The organism is Curtobacterium sp. BNK-1 (genome assembly GCF_048685235.1).
In the GTDB taxonomy this organism is placed as follows: Bacteria; Pseudomonadota; Gammaproteobacteria; order Enterobacterales; family Enterobacteriaceae; genus Pantoea; species Pantoea agglomerans.
This window is the reverse complement of sequence record NZ_JBLQTJ010000001.1, coordinates 1,680,910-1,705,968: the sequence shown is the minus strand read 5'-3', so window position 1 is coordinate 1,705,968 and position 25,059 is coordinate 1,680,910. Positions and strand designations below refer to the sequence as shown.

General features: G+C 56.8%; 27 protein-coding genes. 6 read left to right on the top strand and 21 right to left on the bottom strand.

What is annotated here, in order from left to right; all coding sequences use genetic code 11:
* Window positions 1-71: 71 nt before the first annotated feature.
* The 16 genes from ACMGGP_RS08125 to ACMGGP_RS08050 form a co-directional block, all read right to left on the bottom strand.
* Window positions 72-512: a thiol-disulfide oxidoreductase DCC family protein gene (locus ACMGGP_RS08125; protein WP_033757591.1), complete on the bottom strand. Its 441-nt coding sequence runs from the start codon at window positions 510-512 to the stop codon at window positions 72-74.
* Window positions 481-1,107, bottom strand: a complete 627-nt coding sequence (locus ACMGGP_RS08120; protein ID WP_498798341.1) for a P-loop nucleotide/nucleoside kinase family protein — start codon at window positions 1,105-1,107, stop codon at window positions 481-483. The genes ACMGGP_RS08125 and ACMGGP_RS08120 overlap by 32 nt, the downstream gene beginning before the upstream one ends.
* The gene (locus ACMGGP_RS08115) at window positions 1,104-1,541 is read right to left on the bottom strand and encodes a PTS sugar transporter subunit IIA (RefSeq protein WP_498798340.1); all 438 of its coding nucleotides are present in this window, start codon (window positions 1,539-1,541) and stop codon (window positions 1,104-1,106) included. Before ACMGGP_RS08115 ends, ACMGGP_RS08120 begins: the two co-directional genes overlap by 4 nt.
* 9 nt (window positions 1,542-1,550) lie before the next feature.
* Window positions 1,551-1,820 (bottom strand): hypothetical protein, encoded by a 270-nt coding sequence (locus ACMGGP_RS08110; protein WP_010245053.1) that lies wholly within the window; start codon window positions 1,818-1,820, stop codon window positions 1,551-1,553.
* A 95-nt stretch (window positions 1,821-1,915) separates the two neighbouring features.
* On the bottom strand, window positions 1,916-2,758 hold the full coding sequence (locus ACMGGP_RS08105) for a class II fructose-bisphosphate aldolase (protein WP_010245055.1): 843 nt from the start codon (window positions 2,756-2,758) through the stop codon (window positions 1,916-1,918).
* Window positions 2,745-4,112, bottom strand: coding sequence for a PTS sugar transporter subunit IIC (locus tag ACMGGP_RS08100; RefSeq protein WP_498798339.1), 1,368 nt, complete (start codon window positions 4,110-4,112; stop codon window positions 2,745-2,747). Before ACMGGP_RS08100 ends, ACMGGP_RS08105 begins: the two co-directional genes overlap by 14 nt.
* Window positions 4,105-4,419, bottom strand: a complete 315-nt coding sequence (locus ACMGGP_RS08095; protein ID WP_010245062.1) for a PTS sugar transporter subunit IIB — start codon at window positions 4,417-4,419, stop codon at window positions 4,105-4,107. Before ACMGGP_RS08095 ends, ACMGGP_RS08100 begins: the two co-directional genes overlap by 8 nt.
* A 10-nt stretch (window positions 4,420-4,429) precedes the next feature.
* Window positions 4,430-5,410, bottom strand: a complete 981-nt coding sequence (locus tag ACMGGP_RS08090) for a 6-phosphofructokinase (RefSeq protein ID WP_489376689.1) — start codon at window positions 5,408-5,410, stop codon at window positions 4,430-4,432.
* A 458-nt stretch (window positions 5,411-5,868) separates the two neighbouring features.
* The gene (locus ACMGGP_RS08085; protein WP_010245067.1) at window positions 5,869-6,453 is read right to left on the bottom strand and encodes a YceI family protein; all 585 of its coding nucleotides are present in this window, start codon (window positions 6,451-6,453) and stop codon (window positions 5,869-5,871) included.
* Between the two features lie 114 nt (window positions 6,454-6,567).
* A complete protein-coding gene (pqqF, locus tag ACMGGP_RS08080; protein WP_346554680.1) occupies window positions 6,568-8,844 on the bottom strand; it encodes a pyrroloquinoline quinone biosynthesis protein PqqF in 2,277 nt (758 codons plus the stop codon).
* Complete coding sequence (pqqE, locus tag ACMGGP_RS08075; RefSeq protein ID WP_010245070.1) at window positions 8,844-9,986, bottom strand: pyrroloquinoline quinone biosynthesis protein PqqE; 1,143 nt, start codon at window positions 9,984-9,986, stop codon at window positions 8,844-8,846. The genes pqqF and pqqE overlap by 1 nt, the downstream gene beginning before the upstream one ends.
* Entirely contained in the window at window positions 9,973-10,251 is a 279-nt protein-coding gene (gene pqqD, locus ACMGGP_RS08070; RefSeq protein WP_010245072.1) for a pyrroloquinoline quinone biosynthesis peptide chaperone PqqD, read from the bottom strand. The genes pqqE and pqqD overlap by 14 nt, the downstream gene beginning before the upstream one ends.
* Window positions 10,252-10,254: 3 nt before the next feature.
* The gene (gene pqqC / locus ACMGGP_RS08065; RefSeq protein WP_010245074.1) at window positions 10,255-11,010 is read right to left on the bottom strand and encodes a pyrroloquinoline-quinone synthase PqqC; all 756 of its coding nucleotides are present in this window, start codon (window positions 11,008-11,010) and stop codon (window positions 10,255-10,257) included.
* A gap of 3 nt (window positions 11,011-11,013) precedes the next feature.
* Window positions 11,014-11,931 carry a pyrroloquinoline quinone biosynthesis protein PqqB gene (pqqB, locus tag ACMGGP_RS08060; protein ID WP_172608503.1) on the bottom strand — a complete coding sequence of 306 codons (918 nt, stop codon included), beginning with the start codon at window positions 11,929-11,931 and terminating at the stop codon, window positions 11,014-11,016.
* A gap of 54 nt (window positions 11,932-11,985) precedes the next feature.
* Entirely contained in the window at window positions 11,986-12,057 is a 72-nt protein-coding gene (gene pqqA / locus ACMGGP_RS08055; protein ID WP_010245082.1) for a pyrroloquinoline quinone precursor peptide PqqA, read from the bottom strand.
* Window positions 12,058-12,200: 143 nt separating this feature from the next.
* Complete coding sequence (locus ACMGGP_RS08050) at window positions 12,201-13,217, bottom strand: dipeptidase (protein WP_346451151.1); 1,017 nt, start codon at window positions 13,215-13,217, stop codon at window positions 12,201-12,203.
* A gap of 349 nt (window positions 13,218-13,566) precedes the next feature.
* On the opposite strand from ACMGGP_RS08050, the gene ACMGGP_RS08045 reads away from it, so the two are divergent.
* Both ACMGGP_RS08045 and leuA read left to right on the top strand, forming a co-directional pair.
* Window positions 13,567-14,577 carry a hypothetical protein gene (locus ACMGGP_RS08045; protein ID WP_191917060.1) on the top strand — a complete coding sequence of 337 codons (1,011 nt, stop codon included), beginning with the start codon at window positions 13,567-13,569 and terminating at the stop codon, window positions 14,575-14,577.
* A gap of 656 nt (window positions 14,578-15,233) precedes the next feature.
* Entirely contained in the window at window positions 15,234-16,949 is a 1,716-nt protein-coding gene (gene leuA, locus ACMGGP_RS08040) for a 2-isopropylmalate synthase (protein WP_122458522.1), read from the top strand.
* Here leuA and ACMGGP_RS08035 read toward each other — a convergent pair.
* Window positions 16,870-17,649: an AraC family transcriptional regulator gene (locus ACMGGP_RS08035; protein WP_010245094.1), complete on the bottom strand. Its 780-nt coding sequence runs from the start codon at window positions 17,647-17,649 to the stop codon at window positions 16,870-16,872. The two genes, leuA and ACMGGP_RS08035, sit on opposite strands and share 80 nt — an antisense overlap.
* Window positions 17,646-18,632 (bottom strand): NAD(P)-dependent oxidoreductase, encoded by a 987-nt coding sequence (locus tag ACMGGP_RS08030; RefSeq protein ID WP_262388796.1) that lies wholly within the window; start codon window positions 18,630-18,632, stop codon window positions 17,646-17,648. Before ACMGGP_RS08030 ends, ACMGGP_RS08035 begins: the two co-directional genes overlap by 4 nt.
* Window positions 18,633-18,700: 68 nt before the next feature.
* On the opposite strand from ACMGGP_RS08030, the gene pqqU reads away from it, so the two are divergent.
* From pqqU to ACMGGP_RS08015, 3 genes are all read left to right on the top strand, one after another.
* Window positions 18,701-20,821 (top strand): TonB-dependent receptor PqqU, encoded by a 2,121-nt coding sequence (gene pqqU, locus ACMGGP_RS08025; protein ID WP_187513616.1) that lies wholly within the window; start codon window positions 18,701-18,703, stop codon window positions 20,819-20,821.
* 91 nt (window positions 20,822-20,912) lie between these two features.
* Window positions 20,913-21,737: an RNase A-like domain-containing protein gene (locus ACMGGP_RS08020; protein WP_498798338.1), complete on the top strand. Its 825-nt coding sequence runs from the start codon at window positions 20,913-20,915 to the stop codon at window positions 21,735-21,737.
* Window positions 21,706-22,047, top strand: coding sequence for a contact-dependent growth inhibition system immunity protein (locus tag ACMGGP_RS08015; protein ID WP_163762970.1), 342 nt, complete (start codon window positions 21,706-21,708; stop codon window positions 22,045-22,047). The genes ACMGGP_RS08020 and ACMGGP_RS08015 overlap by 32 nt, the downstream gene beginning before the upstream one ends.
* A gap of 13 nt (window positions 22,048-22,060) precedes the next feature.
* Here ACMGGP_RS08015 and ACMGGP_RS08010 read toward each other — a convergent pair whose 3' ends face one another.
* The 3 genes from ACMGGP_RS08010 to ACMGGP_RS08000 form a co-directional block, all read right to left on the bottom strand.
* The gene (locus tag ACMGGP_RS08010; RefSeq protein ID WP_010245270.1) at window positions 22,061-22,621 is read right to left on the bottom strand and encodes an isochorismatase family protein; all 561 of its coding nucleotides are present in this window, start codon (window positions 22,619-22,621) and stop codon (window positions 22,061-22,063) included.
* Between the two features lie 15 nt (window positions 22,622-22,636).
* Window positions 22,637-23,062 carry a MarR family winged helix-turn-helix transcriptional regulator gene (locus ACMGGP_RS08005; protein WP_010245273.1) on the bottom strand — a complete coding sequence of 142 codons (426 nt, stop codon included), beginning with the start codon at window positions 23,060-23,062 and terminating at the stop codon, window positions 22,637-22,639.
* A 66-nt stretch (window positions 23,063-23,128) separates the two neighbouring features.
* Window positions 23,129-23,686 (bottom strand): helix-turn-helix domain-containing protein, encoded by a 558-nt coding sequence (locus tag ACMGGP_RS08000; protein ID WP_052272072.1) that lies wholly within the window; start codon window positions 23,684-23,686, stop codon window positions 23,129-23,131.
* An 84-nt stretch (window positions 23,687-23,770) separates the two neighbouring features.
* Between ACMGGP_RS08000 and ACMGGP_RS07995 the strand changes: the two genes are divergently transcribed.
* Window positions 23,771-24,982, top strand: a complete 1,212-nt coding sequence (locus ACMGGP_RS07995; RefSeq protein WP_152545237.1) for a benzoate/H(+) symporter BenE family transporter — start codon at window positions 23,771-23,773, stop codon at window positions 24,980-24,982.
* The last annotated feature ends 77 nt before the right edge of the window (window positions 24,983-25,059 follow it).

Genomic DNA, 25,059 nt, shown 5'->3' with positions numbered 1-25,059 from the left:
ATTCGGTGGACATAACAATAACATCATTGTTCTCATTGATCTCATTGCCACCTGCGACTGACTGTTAAAGATTAGTGAGCTGTATCAACCTGATGCAGAAAACGTCCGGGATAATCGGGTTGGATAGCGTGCTGGGCGCTGTAACGCCCAAACAGCTTATAGCGGTTTAACGCGATACGGTCGTAGGCAAAGTTACTGATCGCGTCGGGAAAGTGGCGCAGCACCGCCAGCCCGCGCCAGGGTGCCGGCAGGTGCTGCATCACGCGGAACACCGCCTGCGCCCGCAGCCAGTGCTGGTTATCGGCAATGTAGACAATGGTGCTGATGTTCTCTTCCGGCAGTCCGGCCCAGCGCAGCAGCGCTTTGCCCTGCTCGCTCTGCACTGAGGCAAAACGGACCTGCCGCGCCAGATGGCGACGCAGCAGGAACTGAACCCAGCCGTTGCACAGCTTACAGACACCGTCGTAGAGCACGGCGCTTTCACCGGTTTGCAGATAAGGGGGCGACGACATCCTGCAACTCCTCACTCCTCTGATGATGAACTGAAGTGTAGTAGCGGGTTCTGGTCAGTTGCTGCTGCAGCCAGTGAATGACGGCAGCGTGATCCTGGGCGCAGGCATCAACCTCATACACCTGGCCCAGCGCCATCGGAGTGGCCTGTTGTGCCAGCTGGCGCAGTTCCGGCAGATACTCAGCCCCTGGATGGCCCGGCAGCCGCTGCGACAGCCGCGCCTGATAGCGCGCCACCGCCACCTCCGGCTCAATCTTCAGCCACAGCTCCAGCACCTCTTCGACGCCCGCCTGTTTCAGTCCCTGCTCCAGCAGCGTACGGGGCTGGAACCCAAACCAGGCGTCGATCAGCCAGATCTGACTGGCGGGTGCCTGCGCGACGATGTTCCAGATCGCCTGATAGGCCGCGCAGCCCAGTTGCCGGTTACGCTGGCGATCGACCGGCGCAAAAGCGTGCATAAACGGCTCTTTCAGGCTGTCGAGCGTCAGCACCGGCCAGCTAAAGTGTTGTGACAGCACGCGCGTCAGGGTGCTTTTACCCGATGCCGGAATACCGTTAACCAGCACCACGCGTTTGGGGGGGATGTTTTGCGTCATAAGATATCGATGACCTCCGCGACACTGCTGGCCTGACGTAACCGGACCAGCGTTTCCTCATCTTCCAGCAGCGACACAATCGCGCGGATCCCCTCTTCTATATGCGCATTGCTGTCACGCGCGCCAAACATAATCACAATGTCTGCTTTATCACTGCCCTCAAACGAGATCGGCTCATTCAACAGAATCATACTGAAACAGTCGCGGATCACCCCCGCGTCCGGTCGCGCATGGGGAATGGCGATCCCCTCCTCAAACACGTAGTAAGCGCCATGGGCCAGCGTATTGGCGATGACCGCATCAGGATAAGAGGCATCGAGATAGCCGCCACTGACCAGGGGTTCGGCAGCCAGCGCGATAACCTGACGCCAGTCCGTGGCGTCAATACCAATCTGAATGGCGTTTGCCTTTTGCAATAACTGCTTAATCGTCATCAGCTCTCCTTAAATCGACTGGCGAACCACATTGCGTAATTCATCGATTTTGACAAACAGCGCATCAATTTCATTGCGATAGCGACGGCTTTTCGCAAATAAGCTTAATGCCCGGTTATATTCCAGCATTAATTGTTTTTGCGTTTCGCCATCACGCGGATTAATAGCCAGCTGCTGCTCCAGTTGCGTTATTTTCTCGCGACTTAATTCCGCCAGATGATCCTGCTGCTGCTCGCTGGGTTGTTCCACAGCCGGAGACTTTTTTAAGAATCCAAACATAGGCTCTCCTGCCCCGTAGCATGTCGGGGTGGCTCAGATTAATAGGTAATTATAAAAGGTTTGACGCAATAAGCCGGTGATGGCGAAACGGGCGATTACCGGAATAACTGCATCTTCTCTACCAGCACACTGGTTACCGCATCATTGGCCGGCACCAGGAAATTACGCACGCTGTCATTGACCTTGCCTTTTTCAAAGGTCGATTTGCACTGCGCCACCCACTGAACATTCATTTCGGTGCCGACATTGACCTTCTCAATACCGCTGCTGACCGCCAGCCGCATATCTTCATCGCTGACGCCGGTGCCGCCGTGCAGCACCAGTGGCGTGTGGGTTGCCGCCGTGATATCTGCCAGCCGCTGATGCTGAATATGCGCTTTGCCGGTGTAAAGTCCATGCACGGTGCCGATGGAGATCGCCAGCATATCGACGCCGGTCTCTTCGACAAAGCGGCGCGCATCTTCCACCGGCGTAAACGCAATCGCCTCCATTTCCACGCATTTACCATCTTCCGAGCCGCCAATCGCGCCCAGCTCCGCTTCTACCGAAACATTGTGCGGACGCGCCATATCAATCACCCGGCGGGTATTGGCAATATTCTCCTCAATTGACAGATGGGACCCGTCATACATCACGGAACTGAATCCGGCATCAATCGCGGTCTGAATCGCCGCTAAATCGGAACAGTGATCGAGATGCAGACAGGTCGGGACATTTTTGCTCTCTGACAGCGATTTAATGGCATCGACCAGTAATTTATGGCCGAGATATTTCGCCGTGCCGGTGGAGATCTGAATCATTAACGGACTATTGGTTTTCTCTGCCGCTTTAAAATAGGCGGGCAGCATCTCCAGGCAGTGAAGATTAAAAGAACCCACCGCTTTAAAGTCGCGCTGTTTAGCCAGCTGTAACAGATCGGCGAAGTTATAAAGCTTCATGAATTTTTTCCTCTTGAGGTTTTGTGGATTTGCCATTAACAAACCAGGCAAGCGCGGTAACAAAGGCAATAAACAGGGCGACGAACAGCCAGTTATTCTGGAAGGCGTGGCCCAGCACCAGGCCGGTACTGATAACGTCTGAGTCACTGAAGGTCACACCGGTGAAGCCATAGCTCTCCAGCATTGGCACCAGGATGGCGGGCAGAATGGTGATAAAGAGGCCGTGGACGAAGCCGCCGATCATCGCGCCGCGCCTTCCACCCATGGCATTACCAAATACCCCGGCGGTGCCACCGGCAAAGAAGTTGGTCAGCAGGCCAGGCAGGATCATCGCCAGACCAAACATCGGGAAGACGAGCATGCCGACAATTGAGCCGAGCGTGGTGGCGAGAAAGCCAACAATCACCGCGTTCGGGGCATAGGGAAACATCACCGGGCAGTCCAGCGCCGGTTTGGCATCCGGCACGACACGCATGGCGATACCGCGGAAGGCAGGCACCAGCTCGTTCAGCAATAGACGAACGCCGCTGTAGAGCACAAAGACTCCGGCCACGAACTGAATCGACTGCATAAAGGCGTACATCAGGTAGTTCATGCCGTTGCTGTACTGGGCGATAAACGCCGGACCGGCCGCCACGGCGGGGATCAGGTACATCGGCACCATCACCAGCGCCATCGACAGATAGGTATCCTGCAGAAACTTGAAGTTATCGGGCAGCTTAAGATCTTCAGTGGATCGCGATCCTTTGCCGACCACTTTGGCGACCGCCGCAGTGACCAGATAACCAATGGTGCAGAAGTGACCCAGGGCAACGTCGTCCGAATCGGTAATACGTCGTACCACCGGCTGCGCCAGCGCAGGCATCACCACGGCCATGATCCCGCCAAAGATACCGCCGGTCAGGATCAGCGGCAGACCGGTCAGCCCCGCTTTATAGCCAATCACCGCGCCAATTGTCGCCATCCACAGCAGGGCCTGGCCGGTCAGGAAGATGTACTTAAAGGGCGTCAGTCGCGCGATGATGATATTGACGATAAAGATCACCAGCAGCGTCAGTGCCACTTCAGACCCCAGCTCACGGTTAGCCAGCCCGGCAATGGCGGCAACATCGGTGATATAGCCGCGCATGCCAAAGCCGTGGGTAAAAATAGTATTGAGGAACGTCAGGGTTCCCACAATAATATTGATACCCGCCATCATAATTAAAAAACCGAGCAGGGTTTTAAAGGTGCCTTCCACCACCTTGCCTGCGGATTTCTTTTGCAGCAGCAGACCGATGAGGGCAATAAAGGCGATCAGAATAGACGCCTGCCCCAGCAGATCTTTTACCAGGAAGTCGATCACACTATTCATGGGCGGCGACCTTTACGTTGCGTTCTTTTAAAAAGGCCAGGATCTTCTGCTCTATTTCCGCTTTATCGGTGAGCCGGTTAAGAATAATGACCCGCTTAATCTGTTCCGGACTGGCGTCGGCATTTAACACATCGGCAAAGGCTTTTTGCGTCAGAATCATGTCCGACTTAAAGGCATTCGCTTCTGAAATGGTGGTGTGATCGATATCGGCCTCAATCTCCAGTTTTTTTAAAACCGCTTTTGCGCTCATCTCAATCGCAAAACTGGATCCTAAGCCACAACCACAGACACATAATATTTTCAGCATGGTTTTCTCCTCACAATATATTGAGTTGTTTAGCGAGTTTGTAATGGTGCCCGTCAATATCGACCAGGCGTTTTTGCATGCTTATTAAATCAATCGGAATCGGTTTATTGCTGCCGTTAATAATGACCGCTTTATTCCGCATGCCTGACTGAATACAACGCACCACTTCACTGGCCATAATGGTGCCCTGATAAATCTCTTCGCAGGTGGGATCACCATTCCGCAGCCCGTAACCGAGGATAGTTTTACGGACGCGTACGCCAATAAGCGGCTCAAGCTGTTTGATTAAGGTGTCGATAGCCCCCTGAAAACCGGGCGAATATTCGCGGGTGTAGCCTTCTGAACAGAGAATGATCACGCTGTTCTGTTCTGCCAGTCGCTGGGTGATGCGCTGCGCCAGCTGTGGCAAAGGAATCTGGCACTCCGGGATCAGCGCAATGTCCGCATTGGATTTAATCGCCGACTGCAGGGTTAATTCGCCGCAGTAGCCGCCGAGTAACTCCAGCATAAATACCCGGCCAGGTAAGGCGCGCCCGGTATTCCGCAGTTTCGCGACCTCTTTTAATACCTGCTCGCAGGCGGTGGAAAAACCCAGGGTGTAATCACTGCCGAAGACATCATTATCGATAGTCATGCCGACGCCGAAACAATTAACGCCAGACTCCGACAGGGTATGGAGAAATTGCAGCGACCCGTCACCGCCCGACATAATTAACACTTCAATACGGGCGCTTTTCAGCTGGCGGGCAATACATTCATATTCGCTGCGCACCAGTTTCTTTTGCGTGCGTCCCGATTGCATAACCGGAATTGAGGCGATGGAAAAGTCGAGCAGATCACGCTGGCTGATATCACGATGGTTATTTGCCAGCAGGCCGGGAATGCCACCATCAAATATCACGATCTCGGCCTGCGTCATACGCCCTAACTGGAAGACAAAATTATTAATGCCGGTTACATCACCGCCACTGATCACCATTCCAATTCGCATTTCCCTCACCTCGCTGTCTTAAGCTGCTGAGGGCCATTCTTCCGGTTCGTGGGGTTGCTATTTGCAGAGGAGATCACAGTTACGAGCGGTATTTTTTGGGCGGAGTTATTGACAGGGGTGTCTGAACGGCGGTTTTTGAGATCAAAATCACACTATTCGCGGGAAGGCCGATTAGAGTGAAACTATATAAATCAATGAGTTATTTCAGAAGACATCTGAATTTTATTTCGCCACACAGCGGCACAGAGTGGCTTATTCCGTGCTGTTGCAAATTTGTGACTTTCGCCTCATTTTTCCCGGTTCCGGGCCAGATAAAGCGTTCAGAAAATAGTTGATGAGGAGATATCCGGATTATTTTATGGCAGATAAACAGGCGGGCAGAATAGATTTCAGAGGGGAAGAAGGCGCGGAAAAAACGAATAAGGGACGTAGCAGCAAGCCACTACGCCCCAAAAAGCTTACTTGGCGTAGGCTTCAGTAGACAAAGTCAGAGTGACTTCGTCGCTTACCGCTGGGACATATTTGTCCAGCTTAAAGTCAGAACGCTTGATAGTGCCGGTGGCATCAAAACCAATCGCCTGCTTTTTCACCATCGGATGCTCGCCCTGCTTGTTCAGCGTCGCGTGCAGCGTAACTGGCTTGGTGATCCCTTTCAGGGTCAGGTTGCCTTCAACATCAAATTTGTTGTCGCCCTTCGCCACCACTTTGGTGCTGTGGAAGGTCGCAGTCGGATATTTAGCGGTGTCGAAGTACTCAGCGCCTTTGAATTCTTTGGTCAGCGCAGCCACGTGGCTGTCGATTTTGCTGACTGGCAGGGTCACGTCAACGCGTGATGCCTCTGGATGATCTTTATCAAACACCAGGTTACCGGTTGCATCAGGGATATCAGCGGTTGGGTTTGAGAAGCCGAAGTGGTTCCACGCAACAATCACCGACGTATGCTCAGGATTCAGCTGGTAGTGCATCGCCTCAGCCTGAGACAACGGGGCGTAGAGGGTGGCAGCGGCTAACAGGGGCAGTGCAATACGTTTGAAGTTTTTCACGGTCAATTCCTTATGCGGACAAAGTGAATTGAGTGTGGTCCAGTTCGCCCGGAATAGACAGTGAAGAGATTTGTCGGTAATTTTCAAATAAATTCAGCAACTTTATACCGGGCGCTACACATTCTCGCCGCCGGTGAACAGCACCCGCCAGCGGCGGCGATCCTGAATCAGCGTGCGGTGAAGCTGTTGCAGATCCGCAAGTGTCAGCGCCTCAATCTGCGCCGCATCCGGTTCTGCCAGGCCATTGTCAGCGCGTAAGCACGCCAGTGGCTGCTCCACTTCCCGGCTCAGAAGACGCGCTTTCAGTGCCGCCAGATCGTAACCCGCCAGCGTCTCGTTCAGTGACCGCAGGAAGTTGCGGCAGTAGCGCAGCAGTGACAGCGCGCTGTAATCGGGCGACTGCAGCGCAAACAGTACCCCATCTTCATCGGCACAGCGCATATAGCGGCTGCTGACCACATAACCGATAGGCTGCTCAACGCGATAGCGCTGGAAAAAGCGCGGCTCGTAGATCAGCGCCAGCGCGCGTAGCGCCGCCAGCTGTTCAGGTCGATGCAGCGGGATAAACAGCAGCAGAGCATTGTCCGCGCTGCTGTGTGGCAGGCGCGTCATACCGGTTTGTGTCGTCATGCGCTTTGGCGGCGTGTCAGGATTAACCGGTAGCGACAGTGCGCTCAGCCGCCGGGCAATCAGTGAATGCAGTGCCGCGTTGCCGCCTTTCAGCGCCGCCCGCCAGCAATGTGGCGTAATGGTGGCGGCCAGCTGCCAGGGCAACTGCCGCAGCAGTGCACGAATCGCGATGCTTTCACCCGAAGAAGGCTGCGCCGCCTCAACCGGCAGCGTCAGTGCGGCGACAATCTGGCTCAGCGCCCGGTCAGCCACCGCCTCATCCGGCGTCAGTTGTAGCGTCAGTTGCCACACGCCCTCCACCTCCTGCCAGCTGCCGTTGCCGCCCTGATGACGCAACGCGGCAAACAGCGGACGTAACCGCCGCCCCAGCGCTTCGCCTGCCGCTTCGGTGAACGTTGACCAGAACTCTGGTCGCAGGATCAGCGTCGCCTGCAGGTCATCAGGCTGATGATGCGGCAATGCCACCGCCTGTGCGGGCAGCGGCTCAGACGTTAAGGCAGTCTCGAACGGGTAGAATGTGAAATGCGCCGGAGGTAGCGCCTCAGACGGGGCTGGCTGCCAGGCGGTCAGCGCAAGGCTGAATCCCTGCGTCTGAAGGGTTTCCTCAGCCGGGTGCGACGTGCAGAACAGCAGCGTGCCCGGCGCGTCGGTGAGACGCGCCAGCAGCGGCTGTAACGCAGGCACGGCTTCATCTGGCGCAAAGCCGATTGCGCGCTGGCGTAACTGCTCCATCGGTGACAGCGTCACGAATCGCTGCTTTGCCAGCTGGTGATAGTGTTGATGTTGTGGCTTATTCGTCTGGCGCAGTGCCTCCAGATAACGGTCGATCAAGACATTAACGGTTTCGGGTTGATGCGTTTCAACGCCCAGCGCCAGCCAGAGCGCGCCTCCCGCCTGATAGATCCACTTCAGCTCCAGCGACTCTGCCAGCCCCTGCTCACGAAGGGTAGCCAGCAGCGATCCGGGTGCTTCATCCAGCAGAAATTCACGCCATAACGTGACACCGTCACTGTTATCCAGTATCCAGCTGCGCCATAGCGCCCCAGGTGCGGTCTCTGCCAGCTGCCAGCAGGTATCGCTGGTCAGCTGCGGCGGTGGCAGATCCTGTCGCCACTGACCAGAGGGCAGCGCGGCAGCAACGTTACGCGCCAGCTGTTCCAGCTCATCCAGTGAGTGCGGCCCCTGCAGCCAGAGCCGCATATTGCTGGCGAAGTAGTAGCGCTGGTGGAACTGGCGCAGGGCCCGCTGCAGTGCAGAGAGCTCATCGCCAAAACTCGCCCGGCTGCCAATATGGAACCGGTGGAATTCCGCAGGTGACGCTGCGGCGTGCAGCAGTGCCGCTTCAATGCGTGACGGCTGATGACGCTGCAATAGCTGATATTCCGCATCAATCACCGCCACTTCCTGACCGATTGCCTGATTATCAAGCAGCGGATGGCAGACCATATCCTGCAGCCGCGCCAGCCCCTCAGCCAGCAGCGACGGCGTAACCTCAAAAAAGAACGCGCTGCGCCGGGCCAGCGTGGTGGCGTTAACCCTGCCACCCTGCGTCTGAATCCAGCTCATCAACCGGCCCTCATCAGGCCAGCCGGTGCTGCCGGTGAACAGCAGATGTTCCAGCAGATGCGCCAGTCCGGGCCAGCGATCGGGTTCGTCGTGACTCCCCGCGCCCACCTGAATCAGGGCGGCGGCCTGGCTGGCATCGGGCTGATGCACCAGTTCAACCGTCAGACCGTTTATCTCCAGGCAACGCGTTTTCATCAGAGGTTCCGTGTTTTATAGATCAGTTGTGAGTTGCTGCGGTTACGGAACTGCAGCTGACCAATTTTAATGTCGCTGCAATCCGCCTCACGCCGGGCGTCAAGGATTTTGCCGTGATGCGGTGATTTGCTGCAGACCGGATCGGTGTTGTCGGCATTGCCGGTCAGCATGTAAGCCTGACAGCGACAGCCGCCAAAATCTTTCTCTTTCTCATCACAGGAGCGGCATGGCTCTGGCATCCAGTCAAAACCGCGATAACGGTTGAAGCCGAATGAGTTATACCAGATATCGTCCAGACTTTGCGTCAGCACTGAGGGAAATTCTATCGGGAGCTGACGCGCACTGTGGCACGGCAGCGCGGTGCCCTCTGGCGTAACGCTGAGGAAGATGGCGCCCCAGCCACCCATGCAGGGCTTAGGGCGCTCTTCGTAGTAGTCTGGCGTCACAAACAGCAGGTTGGTCAGATTGCCGGTGGTGCTCATCCGCTCGCGGTAGGTTTTCACCACCGCCTCTGCGCGGGCGATCTGCTCGCGGGTGGGCAGCAGGCCTTCACGGTTAAGCTGCGCCCAGCCGTAGAACTGACAGGTCGCCAGTTCTACGTCATCCGCTTCCAGCTCAATGCAGAGATCGATGATCCTGTCGATCTGGTCGATGTTATGACGATGCAGAACAAAGTTCAGCACCATCGGATAGCCGTGGGCTTTCACCGCTTTCGCCATCTCCAGCTTCTGCTGAAACGCTTTTTTCGAACCGGCCAGCGCCGCATTCAGGGTTTCGTCACTCGCCTGGAAGCTGATCTGGATATGATCCAGACCCGCCTCGCTGAACGCATCCAGCTTCTTCTCCGTCAGGCCGATGCCCGAGGTGATCAGGTTGGTGTAGAAGCCGAGGTCGCGCGCCGCTTTGATGAGCTCCGGCAGATCTTTACGGACCAGCGGCTCGCCGCCCGAGAATCCGAGCTGCACGCTGCCCATCGCCCGCGCCTGACGAAACACCTCAATCCACTGTTCGGTGGTCAGCTCCTTCTCCTGCTGGGCGAAATCCAGCGGGTTGGAGCAGTAGGGACACTGCAGCGGACAGCGATAGGTCAGCTCGGCCAGCAGCCAGAGCGGCGGATTCACGTCAGGTTTATGCGGGGTCACGGAACTGTATCCACTTCTGTTCATAGGCTGATTGCAGGAACTCTAAAACATCTGCACCCACGCCGCCCGCTTCCGGAAAACGGCTATCCAGCGTTGCGATAATCGCGGCGATATCCTGCTTGCCATCCACCAGTTCAAGGATGGCGGCGGCGGTTTCGTTCAGCTTCGCCATGCCTTCGGGATAGAGCACCACATGAGTATCCTGGGCGGCTTCCCACTGCATACGGTAGCCGCGACGAAACGCGGCAATTGAGTTTTCATTCATCTGTTATACCAGTCGGGTGGTGTGCCACGCCGCTTTATCAGTCACGGTGTGATAAGGCGGACGTTTCAGCTCGTATGCCATGGTCATGGCGTCCAGCATGCTCCATAAAATATCGAGCTTAAACTGCAAAATTTCCAGCATGCGGTTCTGCGTCTCAGCGGTGGTGAAATATTCCAGCGCCAGCGCCAGGCCATGTTCCACATCGCGGTTCGCCTGACCCAGGCGACTGCGGAAGTAGAAATAGCCCTCTTCTTTGATCCACGGATAGTGCTGCGGCCAGCTGTCGAGCCGTGACTGGTGGATCTGCGGGGCGAACAGCTCGGTGAGTGAGCTGCAGGCCGCCTCCTGCCAGTTGGCACGGCGGGCAAAGTTAATATAAGCATCCACCGCAAACCGCACGCCCGGCAGCACATGCTGCTCTGAAAGTAGTTCTTCGCGCGTCAGCCCGACCGCCTCGCCCAGCCGCAGCCAGGCCTCAATGCCGCCCTCTTCGCCGTTGCTGCCGTCGTGGTCGAGGATGCGCTGCACCCATTTACGACGGGTAGCCGGATCGGGGCAGTTGGCCATGATCGCCGCATCTTTCAGCGGAATGGTGGTCTGGTAATAGAAGCGATTCGCCACCCAGCCCTGAATCTGCTCGCGCGTTGCCTGACCGTTATGCATCGCGATGTGATACGGGTGATGGATATGGTAGTAAGCGCCTTTGTCGCGCAGGGCCTGTTCAAAAGCCTGCGGCGACAGCGTGTCAGTGATCTGCATGTTTTAGCCCTGAAGGTGGATCGCCATTCCGTCCCAGCTCACCTCTATTCCCTGCTCCGTCAGAAACTGACGCTGCGGTGACTGCTCGTTGAGGATCGGATTGGTGTTGTTAATGTGGATCAGAATTTTGCGTTTTGCCGGCAGCGACGCCAGCAGTGCCATCAGCCCCTGCTCTTCCGCCAGCGCCAGATGGCCCATCGCCTTGCCGGTGTTATGACCCACGCCAGTAGTCAGCAGCTCATCATCCTGCCAGACAGTACCATCAATCAGCAGGCAATCCGCTTTTTGCAGCCACGGCAGGATCACCGCATCCGGCTCGCCCAGGCCTGGCGCGTAAAGCAGCGTCTGGCCATTCGCGCGGTTTTCAATAAACAGCGCCACGTTATGGCCCGGCAGCGGCCGGTCGCGATACGGCGAGTAAGGCGGTGCATTACTGATAATCGGAATCGCGGTGAACTGAAGATCATCACAGACATCGACGCTGAACGGCGTCAGTGGCGCAATGGGACGGTGCTGTAAGCCTCCATTCCAGTGGGTGAGCATAGGAAATATCGGGAAGCCGGTGCTGAGGTCATCATGCACTTCCGGCGTGCACCACACCTGATGCGGACAGCCCTCACGCAGGCTCAGCAGCCCGGTGGTGTGATCGATCTGGCTGTCGGTAAGGATAATCGCGCCGATCGCCGTGCCGCGTAACACCCCTTTGCGGGTCAGTTCTGGCGTATGCAGGATCTGCTGGCTGATGTCGGGTGAAGCGTTGCATAACACCCAATCTTCGCCGTTATCGCTGAGGATAATCGACGATTGCGTGCGTGCCTGGGCCTGGATCGTGCCGTTACGCACGCCGTGGCAGTTGGCGCAGTTACAATTCCACTGCGGAAACCCGCCGCCCGCGGCTGAACCGAGGATTTTGATAAACATAGAGGAAAACCAGAAGTTGAAAAAAAATGCCCGCTCAGAGGGCGGGCAGAACGATTAACGGTTGGAGATGTAGAGAGTCACTTCCAGACCGAGACGCATATCAACGAAAGTTGGTTTTTTCCACATGAGTTACTTCCTCTTGGTTAACAGTAAATGAGCTGCCTGAAATCAGTGTGACCGGCATTGAATGAGACCGCCGTCACAATTTCCAGGCAGATGTTGCGCCAATGGCGCGTCGGGATCAAGCCCGGAACATCAGGAAATTGTTATCACAGCCCGGTCAGATGTAAAACCCGCTGCCAGTTTCCCCATGCCAGTTTCTCTGTCAGTGTCTGATCATAGCCCGCTTCCTGAAAAGCGGCGAGCAATCGCGGCAATCCGCTGACATCGCCCAGCGCAGCCGGTGGGGTAATCCCGTCGAAATCAGAGCCAAAGGCTACATGGTCGCTGCCCATTATCTTCAACAAGTGATCACAATGCTTAACAATTTCTGTTAATGGCGTGTCAGCGTCGCGTTTACCGTCGGCGCGCAGAAAAGCGTTGCCGAAATTAATGCCGACCAGACCGCCGCTGTCGCGGATTGCCACCAGCTGGTCATCCGTCAGATTACGCGGCTGCGGACAGAGAGCATGCGCGTTGGAGTGGCTGGCGACCAGCGGCGCGCTGGAGAGCCGGGCGGTGTCCCAAAAGGCTTTTGCATTCATATGCGACACGTCAATCATCATCTTCAGGTCACTCGCCTGCTGAATCAGCCTCTCTCCGGCGCGGGTCAGGCCTGGCCCGGTGTCGGGCGAGCCGGGAAAGGTGCCGCTGACGCCTTCACCAAAGCGGCTGGCCAGATTCCAGAATGGCCCGATGCTGCGCACCCCCGCCTGCCAGAAGGCGTGCAGCTGCTCGCCCTCCTCATCCAGCGCATCAGCACCTTCGATGTGTGCCACCATCGCCAGTACGCCTGCGGCGCGGCAGGCGGCAATCTCGTCATGGCTGCGGCAGAGTCGCGCCCGCCCGCCTGACGCATCGGCCAGCTGCTGCAGGATCTCAAGCTGTTGCCACATGATCTGAAGCGGTTGAAACGGCTCGTCGGCACGTGCCGGAACGGTGCGGGCAATGTACTCCTGCGGAGGCACAAAGATTGCAAACAGCCCGCCGCCGAGCCCGCCCTGCTGAATGCGCGGAAAATCGAGGTGGCCCGGTTCAATCCCCTGATAAAACGCCTGCGCGGGCGCATCACGATGATGCAGCCAGAGATTAAGCAACAGATCGTTGTGACCGTCAAAAATCAGCATATGAGTCCACCCAAATAAACAGGCGACCATGCTAACCCTGCCCGGCGGATTCACCAAACCAGAGCGCACGCAGGGTGTTGTCCTGAATATTGCATGGTACGGTGCAGAGGATTTTTATCATGGGCCAGGCAGAATCAAAGAAGCAGGCGCGATTTGGAAGGCAGGTGTGCATCACTAAGGGTGACAGCCCGGATCCTGATCCTTAATGGGCAGATATCGGCTTTAAACTGTACCACAACACTTTAGAATTGTTTTTGCGTAACGCAGTAAATTTATTTATCTTTATTTCAGTTTTTCAGGAATATGAAGTGCTGTTCCTTTAACACCAATACTGATGGAGAATGGAAGCATGGCGCGTAACATAGCCCCCGGATATTGTGTTGTGGAAAGACCTGGCACGCTGGAGTATCAGGCACGGGAACTCTTCAGGGATATTCGCTCCCCGGCTGCCAGTCTGTTTATGAAACTTAATGCGGATACGCAGTATCTGAAACCGGGCCAAATTTTAATTGTTGCTGATCCGTACACGCCTGATCACCTGACAATGCAGATGCTGACGACACTCAGACAGGCTAAAAATAAAACCAACGCAGCGCTTATAGGCTTGGGTAGCGACGATGCCGGATTTATGCAGAAACATTACGGAATGATTGCTGCGCTGACTGGTGCCGGAGACAAGGTTTTCGGCACTGTGGGCGATGTCGGCGAAAAGTATTTTAAAGCTATTGAGCAGACACTGAAAAAAATTGAAGCCAGCTATCAGAATCAATTTCGTACTCAGGGGACATTAATCAGCCAGCAGTTCTTTGTGGAACGTAATCAGTTGCTTAATCAGCTAAAGGAACTCGTCAATAAGCCCCTGTTAAAATCTCTCGCCCGGTATATCGTGAAATTCCAACAGTATGACAATATGAAGCGAGCATTAAACCTCTCCAGTCGTTCGATTGTGCATGAGTGGTCTACCGTTGGGTTAGGTGGCATTCCAGGATATTCGTATTATGTCGGCAATGCAGCAAGGGCAGCGCGCTTCCTTAAGACCGGAGGATATATAGGTATCGGGTTTGCTTTCGTCGGGACAAGTAACGATGTGGTGAATGCCTGCTCAGAAGGGCGCGAAAATGAATGCAGGAAAATAGCTGTAAGAGATTACACAAAGTTTGCTGTCGGCACCGGTGGTGCAATGTATGCTGGTGCATGGGGGGGTTCTGCTGCGTTAGCGGGTTGCGCGGCCATTGGGATAGTGACCGCAGGGGCCGGAGGTGTTGCTTGCGCGGCTGTGGGTTCCCTGGTCGGCGGTTATATCGGTAGTACGGCCGGCGAAAAAGCAGTTGATTATTTACTGGGGTCAACAGGTGACTGAGTTTTATATATCAAGAATGGGGTTGTTCTTTGGCCTGGCAGGCAGCTTTTTTATTTTCATATCTTTCTTCATTTATGTTTTTAACAAAAAAGAATATGACAAATTCATTTCATTGTTTCTGGAAAAATATCAGTTCCCTCCCCCCTATTCGTTCTATCACATGGTCGGTTTTTTTGGCGCATACCAGGTGTGCAGGTTTTTCATTAAGCTGAGCATGAATAAACGAATATCCTCTTTTAATAAGGATAGTCCTGCTTATTCTTTTTTCAGCGAAAACAGACTGACAGTAAGTCGATGGATGATATATTTATCACGCCTGTGGATGTTTGCAGGAATCTGCTATCTCGGAACAGCGCTGGCTGTTCTGATATTGAGCATTCTCAGGTGAAAACTAAGCTTATCGCCACATAACGTTACAAGCCCACTATGTGGGCTTAGTACACGACTACAGCGCCTATCCAGCACCAAATCTGCCATCGACTTAAAGCCCTTCAATGCTCCTTCAGCCATCTGCGCTTTCAGGCGCAACAGCCCTGTTACAGTTTGAGTATTCGCCTTGATGTGTGTTGTCACTTTTGCGCGTCAGGTTGTCAGCCCTGCGCGCGCGGACCCGGAGGCGTGTCGGCAGACTGATAAAAAAACCACAGGAGACTCTTATGCTGACCCGACCCGCTGATAAATATCGTCCCTCCCCGCTGATCACCCTGCCCGATCGCCAGTGGCCCTCACGCCAGCTGACCCAGGCGCCGCGCTGGCTCTCCACCGATTTGCGTGACGGCAATCAGGCGCTGGCAGAACCGATGGATCGGGAACGCAAAATGGCCTTCTGGGATCTGCTGCTGCGCTGCGGGTTCCGGGAGATCGAGGTCGCCTTTCCCTCTGCGTCGCAGACTGATTTCGATTTCGTCCGCGACCTGATTGAGCAGCAGCGTATCCCGGAGGATGTGACGTTACAGGTGCTGACTCAGGCGCGGGAGGACCTGATTGCCCGCACGTTTGTGGCGCTGCAGGGTGTGCCACGCGCCATCGTACATCTCTATAACGCCACCGCGCCGCTGTTTCGCGAGCGGGTATTTAAACAGAGCAAAGCGGAAATCGTGGCGCTGGCCACCGCTGGTGCACGGCAGATCCGCGCCGAATGCGAGGCGCAGCCGGAAACCCACTGGACCTTTGAATATTCGCCAGAGACCTTCTGCTTTACCGAGCCGGAGTTTGTGCTGGAGATCTGCGAGGCGGTAGCCGATGTCTGGCAACCGGACGCGCAGCGCCCGATGATCATTAACCTTCCCGCCACGGTGGAGGTGAACACACCCAACGTTTATGCCGATCAGATTGAGTTTTTCTGCCGTCACTTCAGCCGCCGTGATGCCGTCTGCATCAGCGTGCATCCGCACAACGATCGCGGCACCGGCGTTGCCTGCGCAGAACTGGCGCTGCTGGCGGGCGCTGACCGGGTCGAGGGCTGTCTGTTTGGTAACGGTGAACGCACCGGCAATGTGGACCTGGTGACGCTGGCGCTGAATCTCTATACCCAGGGCGTTTCGCCCCAGCTCGATTTCAGCCAGATGCATGAGGTAATTGAAGTGGTAACCCGCTGCAACCAGCTGCCGGTTCATCCGCGCCATCCCTATGCGGGCGAGCTGGTCTTCACCGCCTTCTCCGGTTCTCATCAGGATGCGATTAAAAAAGGGTTCGCCATCCGCGCTCAGCAGCAGGAAACAGAGTGGCAGATGCCTTATCTGCCGCTGGACCCGGCCGACATTGGCTGTAGCTATGAGGCGGTGATCCGCGTTAACAGCCAGTCGGGAAAAAGCGGGGCCGCCTGGCTGCTGGAGCAGAATCACGGGTTACAAATGCCGCGAGCGCTGCAGCAGGATTTCAGCCGCTGTGTTCAGCAGGAGACTGACCGGCACGGCGGAGAGATGACGCACTACGCGCTGTGGCAGCTCTTCTGCCGCCAGTATGGCGTAACGCAGCCCGCGGTGGCATTACAGCGGGCTGACAGCCAGAGTGACAGCGGCGGGCAGACGCAGATTAGCGCCAGCGTGGTGTATCAGACGCAATCGCTGATGCTGACCGGCAGCGGCAACGGCTGGCTGTCGGCGGCGGTCAATGCCCTGCGCAGCGCGTTTGATCTGCATCTGACCATTGAGGACTATCACGAGCATACGCTGGGACGACGCAGTGACAGCCGCTCGGTGGCCTATATCAGCTGCGTGGATGCCCGTGGCGCGCGAGCCTGGGGAGTGAGTATCGACAATGACACCGCCCGCGCCGCCCTGCAGGCGCTGCTCAGCGCGGCAGGCCAGTTTCTGCAGGCGGAAAATAGTCAGTCGGAGAGACGCCCAGCAGACGACGAAACATCGCACTAAACGCGCTGGGGCTTTCATAGCCCAGTTCCAGCGCCACCCGCAGCACGGAGTCGCCCTGAGCCAGTCGCGTCAGGGCGATAGCCAGTCGGGCGCGCCGCACCCAGTCGCTGAACTGCAGGCCGGTTTCGCGCATAAAATGGCGGGCCAGAGTGCGGCCCGAGACATTCAGGTGGGCACTGGCCCGCAGCAGCGTCCAGCTCTCACCGGGCGTCTGCTGAATCAGCTCGCACAGCGCCTGTAAACGGGGACTGTCGGGCGTTGGCAGCGCAAAGGGCAGCACATCCATGCCCCGAATCTCATCCAGAATTAACTCCATCACCCGCTCGGCCCGACTGCCTGCGGCGTAACGCTCTGGCAGGCTCAGCGCCGTGACAATCAGCTCGCGCAGCAGCGGTGAGATTTGCACCACCTGACAACTGGCGGGCAGATCGGCGCGCGCCAGCGGATCGATAAACAGCGTGCGCGCCGCCACACTGCCGGTAATCTGCAACGCATGACGGGTAAATGCGGGCAGCCAGACGCCACGACTCGGCGGCACAATCCAGCTGCCATACTCCGTCTCTACCCGTACCACGCCGCTCAGGGTGTGGATCAGCTGGGCACAGGCGTGCTGGTGCCAGGGTTCGCTGGCACCGTGCAGGTAATCGTGCGCCAGCGGCACCAGCGGACGCGTGCTGAAGTCAAAATGCTGCTGACTCATTGCGCTTTCAGATAGCGGTAGATCACCGCCAGATCCTCTTCACCGTGTCCGGCCTCCACCGCCTGCTGCCAGAGCTGGGCGATATTCTCCAGCGCCGGCAGTGGCGTCTCTGCGGCATCCAGCGCCAGGCGGGCATCTTTCAGCGCCCAGACCAGATGCATCTGCGGCGTGAAGTCGTCGCTGGCGATCATCCCGAGCTTCATTTTTGCATACGGTGCGGCCAGCGGACCGCCCTCCAGCACCTGCCAGAGATCGTCGGTGGAAAAGCCGAACTGCTCTGCCAGCCGGGTACTCTCCGCCAGGCTTTGCATCATGCCAATCAGCCAGCTGTTGATGACCAGCTTCATCCGGGTGCTTTTTCCCGCCTCACCCAGCCACTGGGTACCTTTACTGATGGCAGCAAATACCGCTTCTGCCGCCTGCGCCCGGCTCTGATCGCCGCTGGCCAGCACCAGAATCTGCGCATTCTCTGCTGGTGCTTTGGTGCCGGAGACCGGCGCGTCGATCAGTAACAAATCGGGGCGTTTTTCTGCGAAAAAGGCGATCAGCGCGTCGGTTTTTTCTACGCCGATGGTGCCCATCTGGCAGAGCGTCGCGCCCTGCTTAAACGCCTCTTTGACCTTATGCAGCACCTGCTCAGTGGTGTCGCCATCAGACAGCATGGCGATCACGACATCTGCTTCATGCACCGCCTCAGCTGGCGAGTCAGCCAGCTGCAAACCCGCATCCAGCAGATCTTCGCCGCGCGCGCGGGTGCGGTTCCAGCCATGAACGCGAAAGCCTTTTTTTAGCAGGTTGGCGGCAAATGCGTGCCCCATTGCGCCTAATCCCAGAACCGCCACTTCAGGTTGTTTCATGCTGACTCCCGTGAGTTTTTTGTCTGCATCCGGGTGAACCGGACGCCTTATCACTGCAAAAGATGGATTCCAGCCTGGCGGTAAACAGAGAAAAAATCCAGCCCGAAACGATGTACCCCAGCGCATCAAACCCTTACCATATGCGGAAATTGTTCCACCTGGTTCATATCCTCTCTTTTTTCAGGCCACATATAATGAAAATAATCTCTCTGCGCCAGGCGACGCTGTTGATGTTGCCTGCCATTTTGCCACTGCCGCTGCTGGCGGCGGATAATGACAATACCCTGGTCGTCACGGCTGCACCGCCGGAAACGGGCCTTAACGAACTCGATACGCCTGCGGCCCTGAGCGTGGTCAGTGGCGACGATATGCGCCAGGCAGCACCGCGCGTTAACCTGTCGGAAAACCTCAGCAGCGTGCCGGGTCTGCAGATCCAGAACAGGCAAAATTACGCACAGGACCTGCAGCTGTCGATGCGTGGCTTTGGCTCCCGCTCAACCTACGGCGTACGCGGGCTGCGCATCTATGTGGATGGCATCCCGGCCACCATGCCGGATGGTCAGGCGCAGACCTCCAATATCGATATCGGCTCAATTGATCATGTTGAGGTGCTGCGCGGCCCGTTCTCTGCGCTTTATGGCAACGCTTCGGGTGGCGTGATCAATGTCACCACTCAGCAGGGTCAGCAGCCGACCACGCTTGAAGCCAGCAGCTGGTACGGCAGCTATGGCAGCTGGCGCAACAGCGTGAAAGCCAGCGGTGCGACCGGTGACGGCAGCCATGCCGGGGATGTTAACTACACCGTCTCCGCCTCACGCTTCACCACTCACGGCTATCGTGATCACAGCGCTGCGCAGAAGAACCTTGGCAACGCCCGACTGGGTGTGCGTATTGATGATGTCAGCACCCTGACGCTGCTGTTTAACAGCGTTCACATTGACGCGCAGGATCCCGGCGGCTTAACCGAGGCGCAGTGGCGTGAGAATCCACGTCAGGTGGTCAGCAACGTCCCGCTTTATAACACCCGTAAGACTGTCGATCAGACTCAGGGCGGCCTGCGTTATCAGCGCCAGATGAGTGAAAATGACGACCTCAGCGTGATGCTCTATGCGGGCATGCGCGAAACTACCCAGTTCCAGTCGATCCCTGCAGCCGTGCAGCGCAACCCGTCTCATCCCGGTGGCGTGATCGCCCTGACCCGCCACTATCAGGGCGTCGATACCCGCTGGACCCATCGCGACACGCTGCTGTCGATTCCGGTGGCGCTGACCGGCGGACTCGACTACGAAACCATGACCGAGCGCCGCAAGGGCTATGAAAACTTCACGGTCAGCAACGGGGTGACACAGCTGGGCGAACAGGGCAATCTGCGCCGCAACGAGCGCAACCTGATGTGGACGCTCGATCCCTATCTGCAGACCGCCTGGCAACTGACCGATAAGCTGTCGCTGGATGCGGGTGTGCGGTTCAGCACCGTTAACTTTGACTCTAATGACTTCTATATTCAGCCCGGTAACGGCGACGACAGCGGTGATGCGCGCTATCACAAATGGCTGCCCGCTGCGGCACTGAAGTATGCCTTTGACCCAGGCTGGAACGCGTGGATCTCCGCCGGTCGCGGCTTTGAAACCCCGACCATTAATGAGCTCTCTTACCGTTCAGACGGCGCGACCGGTCTGAATCTGGGGCTGAAACCGGCCACCAGCGATACGCTGGAGATTGGCAGCAAGAAACGCATCGGCAATGGCCTGATCAGCGCGGCGCTGTTCCAGACCGATACCCAGGATGAGATTGTGGCGGATGCCAGCAGTGGCGGACGCACTACCTATAAAAATGCCGGTCAGACCCGCCGTCGCGGTCTGGAGTTAAGCCTGGATCAGCAGTTTGCCTGGGACTGGCGGCTGAAGATGGCCTACACCCTGCTGGATGCGCGCTATCGCACTAACGCCTGCGGCAGCGACAGCTGTGACGGCAACCGCATTCCTGGTATTGCCCGTAACATGGCTTACGCCGGACTCGGTTACCTGCCGGAACAGGGCTTTTATGCAGGCAGTGAGGTGCGTTATCTGAGCCAGATCGCCGCTGAAGATCAGAACAGCGTGAACACCCCGTCCTACACCGTGGCAGCGGTTAACAGTGGCTATAAGTGGCTGGTTGAGAACTGGACGCTGGATCTGTTTGGCCGGGTCGATAACCTGTTTGACCGGCACTATGTGGGTTCAGTGATTGTGAATGAGAGTAATGGTCGCTATTTCGAATCCGCGCCGGGCCGCAATTACAGCGTCGGTTTAACGCTGGGTTACGCCTTCCGCTAAAACAATTCGGGCCACGGCTGTGGTGGCCCGGATATTACCTTCACACGCGAATCAGGCGCGCGAATTGAATTTCTTTTAAGGATTGATTGTTATGGACAACGAGCTACAAATTGCAATGTCTCCGGTACATCTTGCTGCGGTGCTTTCCGATAAGTCAGTTACTGAATCCGAGGGAATGAGCAACCGTCTTATGGGTGGTCTTGACCAGCTCATGGGTAGTCTGGAGTTGGCTGGTGCAACCGCATTGTGTATGGCTCCCGAACCCACCGGGATAATCAAGGCAGCATGTATTGTCGTTGGTGCTCACAGTATGGATAGCATTAATGCTGCAGCTAACCGGGTGCTGACCGGCCAGAATACCCGAACTGCCACCTACCAGACGGCTGTTGCTCTCGCAAAGAAATTTGGCGCTGACGACACAGCAGCATGGAATATCGGTCTGGCCATAGATGTGGGTGTTCCAGCTGCCTTTGGACTTACTGTTAGTGCAGCCCGTGTTGTATACGTCCGGGCGGGGACGTTTAAAATTGCTGAGCATGAGGCTGTCAGCTCTGTAAGGGCTGGCGGCCACACCATTGCTAAGCACGTCGCAATTTCTGATGATGATTTACTCGCCAGGCTGGCCCTCAGCCCAAATATGCACTCAGTATCATCATATTATTCAGTTCAGATTGCAGAAAAAGCGATCAGCTCAGCCCTGAAAGCTAACCGACTACGGATCATTCATTGGGCGAACTGGGGGAATAACGCCAGTCCTCTGGAACTGGTATATCGTAGCAGGGCTGCTGTGGGTTATGGATTCAGGCAGGGTAAAGCGGCAAAAGAAACCTGTTACGCTGTGCGCGTGGTGCTGCTTAAGCAAACTTATAACGGGAAACCTTACTATGTTCTCACGTCTTATCCGTGGATGGGGTGATAAACCCGAGAAACAATACCCGGCGCTAACCGGCATGTTAAGAGTGTTTTTAAGCTGCCATCATGACGACTTTGGCAATACCCTCGAAGAAATGCTTCAGAGCTATATTGATCATGACATGCCTGTTATCGAAGCGCGAAATGAAATAAACATCCTGCTTCAGAATGAGGATGACGATTTGAATGTCATTATGTCAGCGATTGCTGATGAAGAGTTTCGTCCGGCCCCCTGGGGAGAAACATGGCGCAGTTTTTTGATAAGAGCTATGTCTGCCCTCAACGGGCCACCGTCGCGGTGGCCCGACGCTTAACGTCGCACGCCAATCAGGCGCGTGAATTCAGCTGCGCCTTAATATCCTCACAGCTGCCGGTTTCACCCAGGCGTGGGAAGATCAGGTTCACGCTATTGTTGTGCGTATCGAGGTTGAGATCGGTCATCGCATCGGTCGCCAGCGTGACGTTGTAACCCAGCTCATACGCCTGTCGTGCGGTGGATTCCACGCCGATACTGGTCGCGATACCACAAATAACTACCTGAGTAATGCCGCGCTTTTGCAGCTCATCGTGCAACGCCGTGGCGTGAAACGCACCCCAGGTTTTCTTGGTGACCGTAAGGTCATTTTGCTGTGGGGTCATCGCCGGAACCAGCGTGGCCCAGTCGGCGGGCAATTCGCCGCTGTGACGTGCCTGCTCATTGCGGCCCGGCGCCCCACCAGCCACGTTAACCAGCACAACCGGCAGATCGTGCGCGCGAAACGCCTCAGCCAGTCCGGCACAGCGTTCGATCACCGGCTGCGGTTCATGAACCAGCGGCAGCGCCACAATGCCATGTTGCAGGTCGATAACAATCAGCGCAGTTTTTGCATCAAGTGTGGTTACAGCCATGTTGAATCCTCAGATTTAATAGTCAGTGAGTCGTTGCAGCAGAGGGAGAACGTCGGTCAGTTGCTGCTGTTCTGCCGGACTCAGTCGCGCTTCCAGCGTCCGGACCAGCCAGTCATCGCGCATCGCGCGACTCGACGTAATCACCGCCAGGCTGGACGTCGTGGGAAGATAGCGGGTTTTACGGCCATCATGGGGATCCGGCTCGCCCGTCACCAGTTCCGCCGCCAGTAACCCGGCGACGGTCGCGCCCATTGACTGGGTGCGTACGCCCTCGGCCGCCGCCAGTTGCGTCACCGTCATCGCTCCATCGCGAACCAGATGACCCAGCACCGCGACCTGCGACCAGGTTAATTCGCCAGGCGGTGCTGACTCGCGCAACCGGCGGCCCAGCTTGCCCACCAGCATGCGCAGCATTGCAGCGGATTCAGTCAGATCGCTCATTACACGTCTCCATCGATAAGCGAAAGTATAAAGATACGAAGGTAAACTGTGTAGTTTGCTCAGGTATCAATTTGTAACGTCCGGGCGCTGCAGATAGTGGATCAGACTGTGGAAGCGCAGCGGCGTGCTGAGCGGGTTCCGGTAGCTGTGCAGCACATCGGCCCTGAACTGGAATGCCTCCCCGGCGAGCAGACGTCGCCAGAGGTCACCGACGCCCAGCAGTAGTTCGCCCTCGATGACCACCACCTGCTCCACACAGCCCGCTTCATGGGGCGAAGAATGACTCTGCGCCCCCGCTGCCAGCTCCACCGCCAGCAGATCAAAACGCAGTTGCGGATCGTAAGGCAGCAGCGACCGTACCGACATGTCGGCATTGGGCTGACTGAATGCAGGCGCGGCACCTGAAGGCAACACGCTGCCGTCGATAAAAAAGGAAAACGGAACGTTGAAACCGGTGGCAATCTTCCACAGCGTCGCCACGGTGGGACTCGATTCACCGCGCTCAATCTGGCCCAGCATCGCTTTACTGACGCCGGTTCGCTCCGCCGTCAGCGTCAGGCTCCAGCCATTGGCCTGCCGCAACTGTCTGAGCGCGCTGCTAAGGTGTTGCTGAAAATCCGCCATTTTTTCTCCTGCTTTCTCGTCATCCTGGTGAGTGACGTTATGGCAATAGTGTAACACTTGTGCGTTATAGCGCATCATGCGACCATGTGCGCTATAACGCACAACCTCATAAAGAGTCTGACCATGACGAGAGCGGAACCTCCCCGTTTTACCCTGCCGATGCTGGTCTCCGGCTTCGTGGCTGTGCTGGTGGGCTACAGCAGCAGTGGCGCGATTATCTATCAGATGTTTCAGGCGGCGGGCGCCACGCCCGCGCAGATTGGCGGCTGGCTGTCGGTGCTGGGCATTGCGCAGGGGATCGCTTCGCTGAGCCTGTCACTGCGCTACCGCATGCCGGTGCTGGCTGCCTGGTCAACGCCCGGCGCCGCGCTGCTGGCGACCAGTTTTCACGGCATTTCGCTGAATGAGGCGGTAGGCGTCTTTGTTTTCGCCAACCTGCTGATCGTATTGTGCGGCGTCACCGGCCTGTTTGCCCGGCTGATGAACTACATTCCTGCCTCGCTGGCAGCGGCGATGCTGGCAGGTATTCTGCTGCGCTTCGGGCTGCAGACCTTTGCCGATTTGCAAAGTAACTTTGTACTGTGCGGCAGCATGTGCCTGGCCTGGCTGCTGGCCCGCCGCTGGCTGGCCCGCTATGCAATTCTGGTCACGCTGCTGGTGGGTGTTGCCGTCGCGCTGGCACAGCACGCCATCCACTTTCCGCCTCAGCCGATTAGGCTGGCAATGCCGGAAGTCGTGATGCCGCACTTTACGCTCACCACGCTGCTGGGGATCGGCGTGCCCTATTTCCTGGTGACGATGGCGTCGCAGAACGCCCCCGGCATCGCCACGCTACAGGCGCACGGCTACCGTCCGCCAGTCTCTTCACTGATGAGCTGGACCGGATTAATTGCGCTGCTGCTGTCGCCATTAGGGGGTTTTTCGGTCTGCGTGGCGGCGATTACGGCGGCCATCTGCATGAGCGATGAGGTCGACCCAAATCCTCAGCAACGCTGGCGCGCGGCGGCGCTGGCGGGGATCTTCTATCTGCTGGCGGGCGCGTCCGGTGCGCTGATCGCCGTGCTGTTCAGTGCCCTGCCTGTGGTGCTGATTGAGGCGCTGGCGGGTCTGGCACTCCTTGCCACGCTGGGTGGCAGCCTCCACCGCGCACTGGATCTGCCTGCCGAACGCGACAGCGCGCTGATCACCTTTCTGATCACCGCATCCGGCGTTTCGCTACTGGGCATTGGTCCGGCCTTCTGGGGACTGGCGGGCGGCGTCATCGCCCACCTGCTGCTGGTGCGCAAATCCGGCTGATTGCGTCATACTCTCTGAAATAGCGGTGGTTTTTCCGTCAGCCGGTGAAAAAAACAGTGGATTTACCCCCTTTTCTG

Coding starts and splice junctions, on each gene's coding strand:
- ACMGGP_RS08125 (WP_033757591.1), bottom strand. CDS start 512: ATGTCGTCGCCCCCTTATCTGCAAACCGGTGAAAGCGCCGTGCTCTAC.
- ACMGGP_RS08120 (WP_498798341.1), bottom strand. CDS start 1,107: ATGACGCAAAACATCCCCCCCAAACGCGTGGTGCTGGTTAACGGTATT.
- ACMGGP_RS08115 (WP_498798340.1), bottom strand. CDS start 1,541: ATGACGATTAAGCAGTTATTGCAAAAGGCAAACGCCATTCAGATTGGT.
- ACMGGP_RS08110 (WP_010245053.1), bottom strand. CDS start 1,820: ATGTTTGGATTCTTAAAAAAGTCTCCGGCTGTGGAACAACCCAGCGAG.
- ACMGGP_RS08105 (WP_010245055.1), bottom strand. CDS start 2,758: ATGAAGCTTTATAACTTCGCCGATCTGTTACAGCTGGCTAAACAGCGC.
- ACMGGP_RS08100 (WP_498798339.1), bottom strand. CDS start 4,112: ATGAATAGTGTGATCGACTTCCTGGTAAAAGATCTGCTGGGGCAGGCG.
- ACMGGP_RS08095 (WP_010245062.1), bottom strand. CDS start 4,419: ATGCTGAAAATATTATGTGTCTGTGGTTGTGGCTTAGGATCCAGTTTT.
- ACMGGP_RS08090 (WP_489376689.1), bottom strand. CDS start 5,410: ATGCGAATTGGAATGGTGATCAGTGGCGGTGATGTAACCGGCATTAAT.
- pqqF (WP_346554680.1), bottom strand. CDS start 8,844: ATGAAAACGCGTTGCCTGGAGATAAACGGTCTGACGGTTGAACTGGTG.
- pqqD (WP_010245072.1), bottom strand. CDS start 10,251: ATGAATGAAAACTCAATTGCCGCGTTTCGTCGCGGCTACCGTATGCAG.
- pqqC (WP_010245074.1), bottom strand. CDS start 11,010: ATGCAGATCACTGACACGCTGTCGCCGCAGGCTTTTGAACAGGCCCTG.
- pqqB (WP_172608503.1), bottom strand. CDS start 11,931: ATGTTTATCAAAATCCTCGGTTCAGCCGCGGGCGGCGGGTTTCCGCAG.
- ACMGGP_RS08050 (WP_346451151.1), bottom strand. CDS start 13,217: ATGCTGATTTTTGACGGTCACAACGATCTGTTGCTTAATCTCTGGCTG.
- ACMGGP_RS08045 (WP_191917060.1), top strand. CDS start 13,567: ATGGCGCGTAACATAGCCCCCGGATATTGTGTTGTGGAAAGACCTGGC.
- leuA (WP_122458522.1), top strand. CDS start 15,234: ATGCTGACCCGACCCGCTGATAAATATCGTCCCTCCCCGCTGATCACC.
- ACMGGP_RS08035 (WP_010245094.1), bottom strand. CDS start 17,649: ATGAGTCAGCAGCATTTTGACTTCAGCACGCGTCCGCTGGTGCCGCTG.
- ACMGGP_RS08030 (WP_262388796.1), bottom strand. CDS start 18,632: ATGCGCTGGGGTACATCGTTTCGGGCTGGATTTTTTCTCTGTTTACCG.
- pqqU (WP_187513616.1), top strand. CDS start 18,701: ATGAAAATAATCTCTCTGCGCCAGGCGACGCTGTTGATGTTGCCTGCC.
- ACMGGP_RS08020 (WP_498798338.1), top strand. CDS start 20,913: ATGGACAACGAGCTACAAATTGCAATGTCTCCGGTACATCTTGCTGCG.
- ACMGGP_RS08015 (WP_163762970.1), top strand. CDS start 21,706: ATGTTCTCACGTCTTATCCGTGGATGGGGTGATAAACCCGAGAAACAA.
- ACMGGP_RS08010 (WP_010245270.1), bottom strand. CDS start 22,621: ATGGCTGTAACCACACTTGATGCAAAAACTGCGCTGATTGTTATCGAC.
- ACMGGP_RS08005 (WP_010245273.1), bottom strand. CDS start 23,062: ATGAGCGATCTGACTGAATCCGCTGCAATGCTGCGCATGCTGGTGGGC.
- ACMGGP_RS08000 (WP_052272072.1), bottom strand. CDS start 23,686: ATGGCGGATTTTCAGCAACACCTTAGCAGCGCGCTCAGACAGTTGCGG.
- ACMGGP_RS07995 (WP_152545237.1), top strand. CDS start 23,771: ATGTGCGCTATAACGCACAACCTCATAAAGAGTCTGACCATGACGAGA.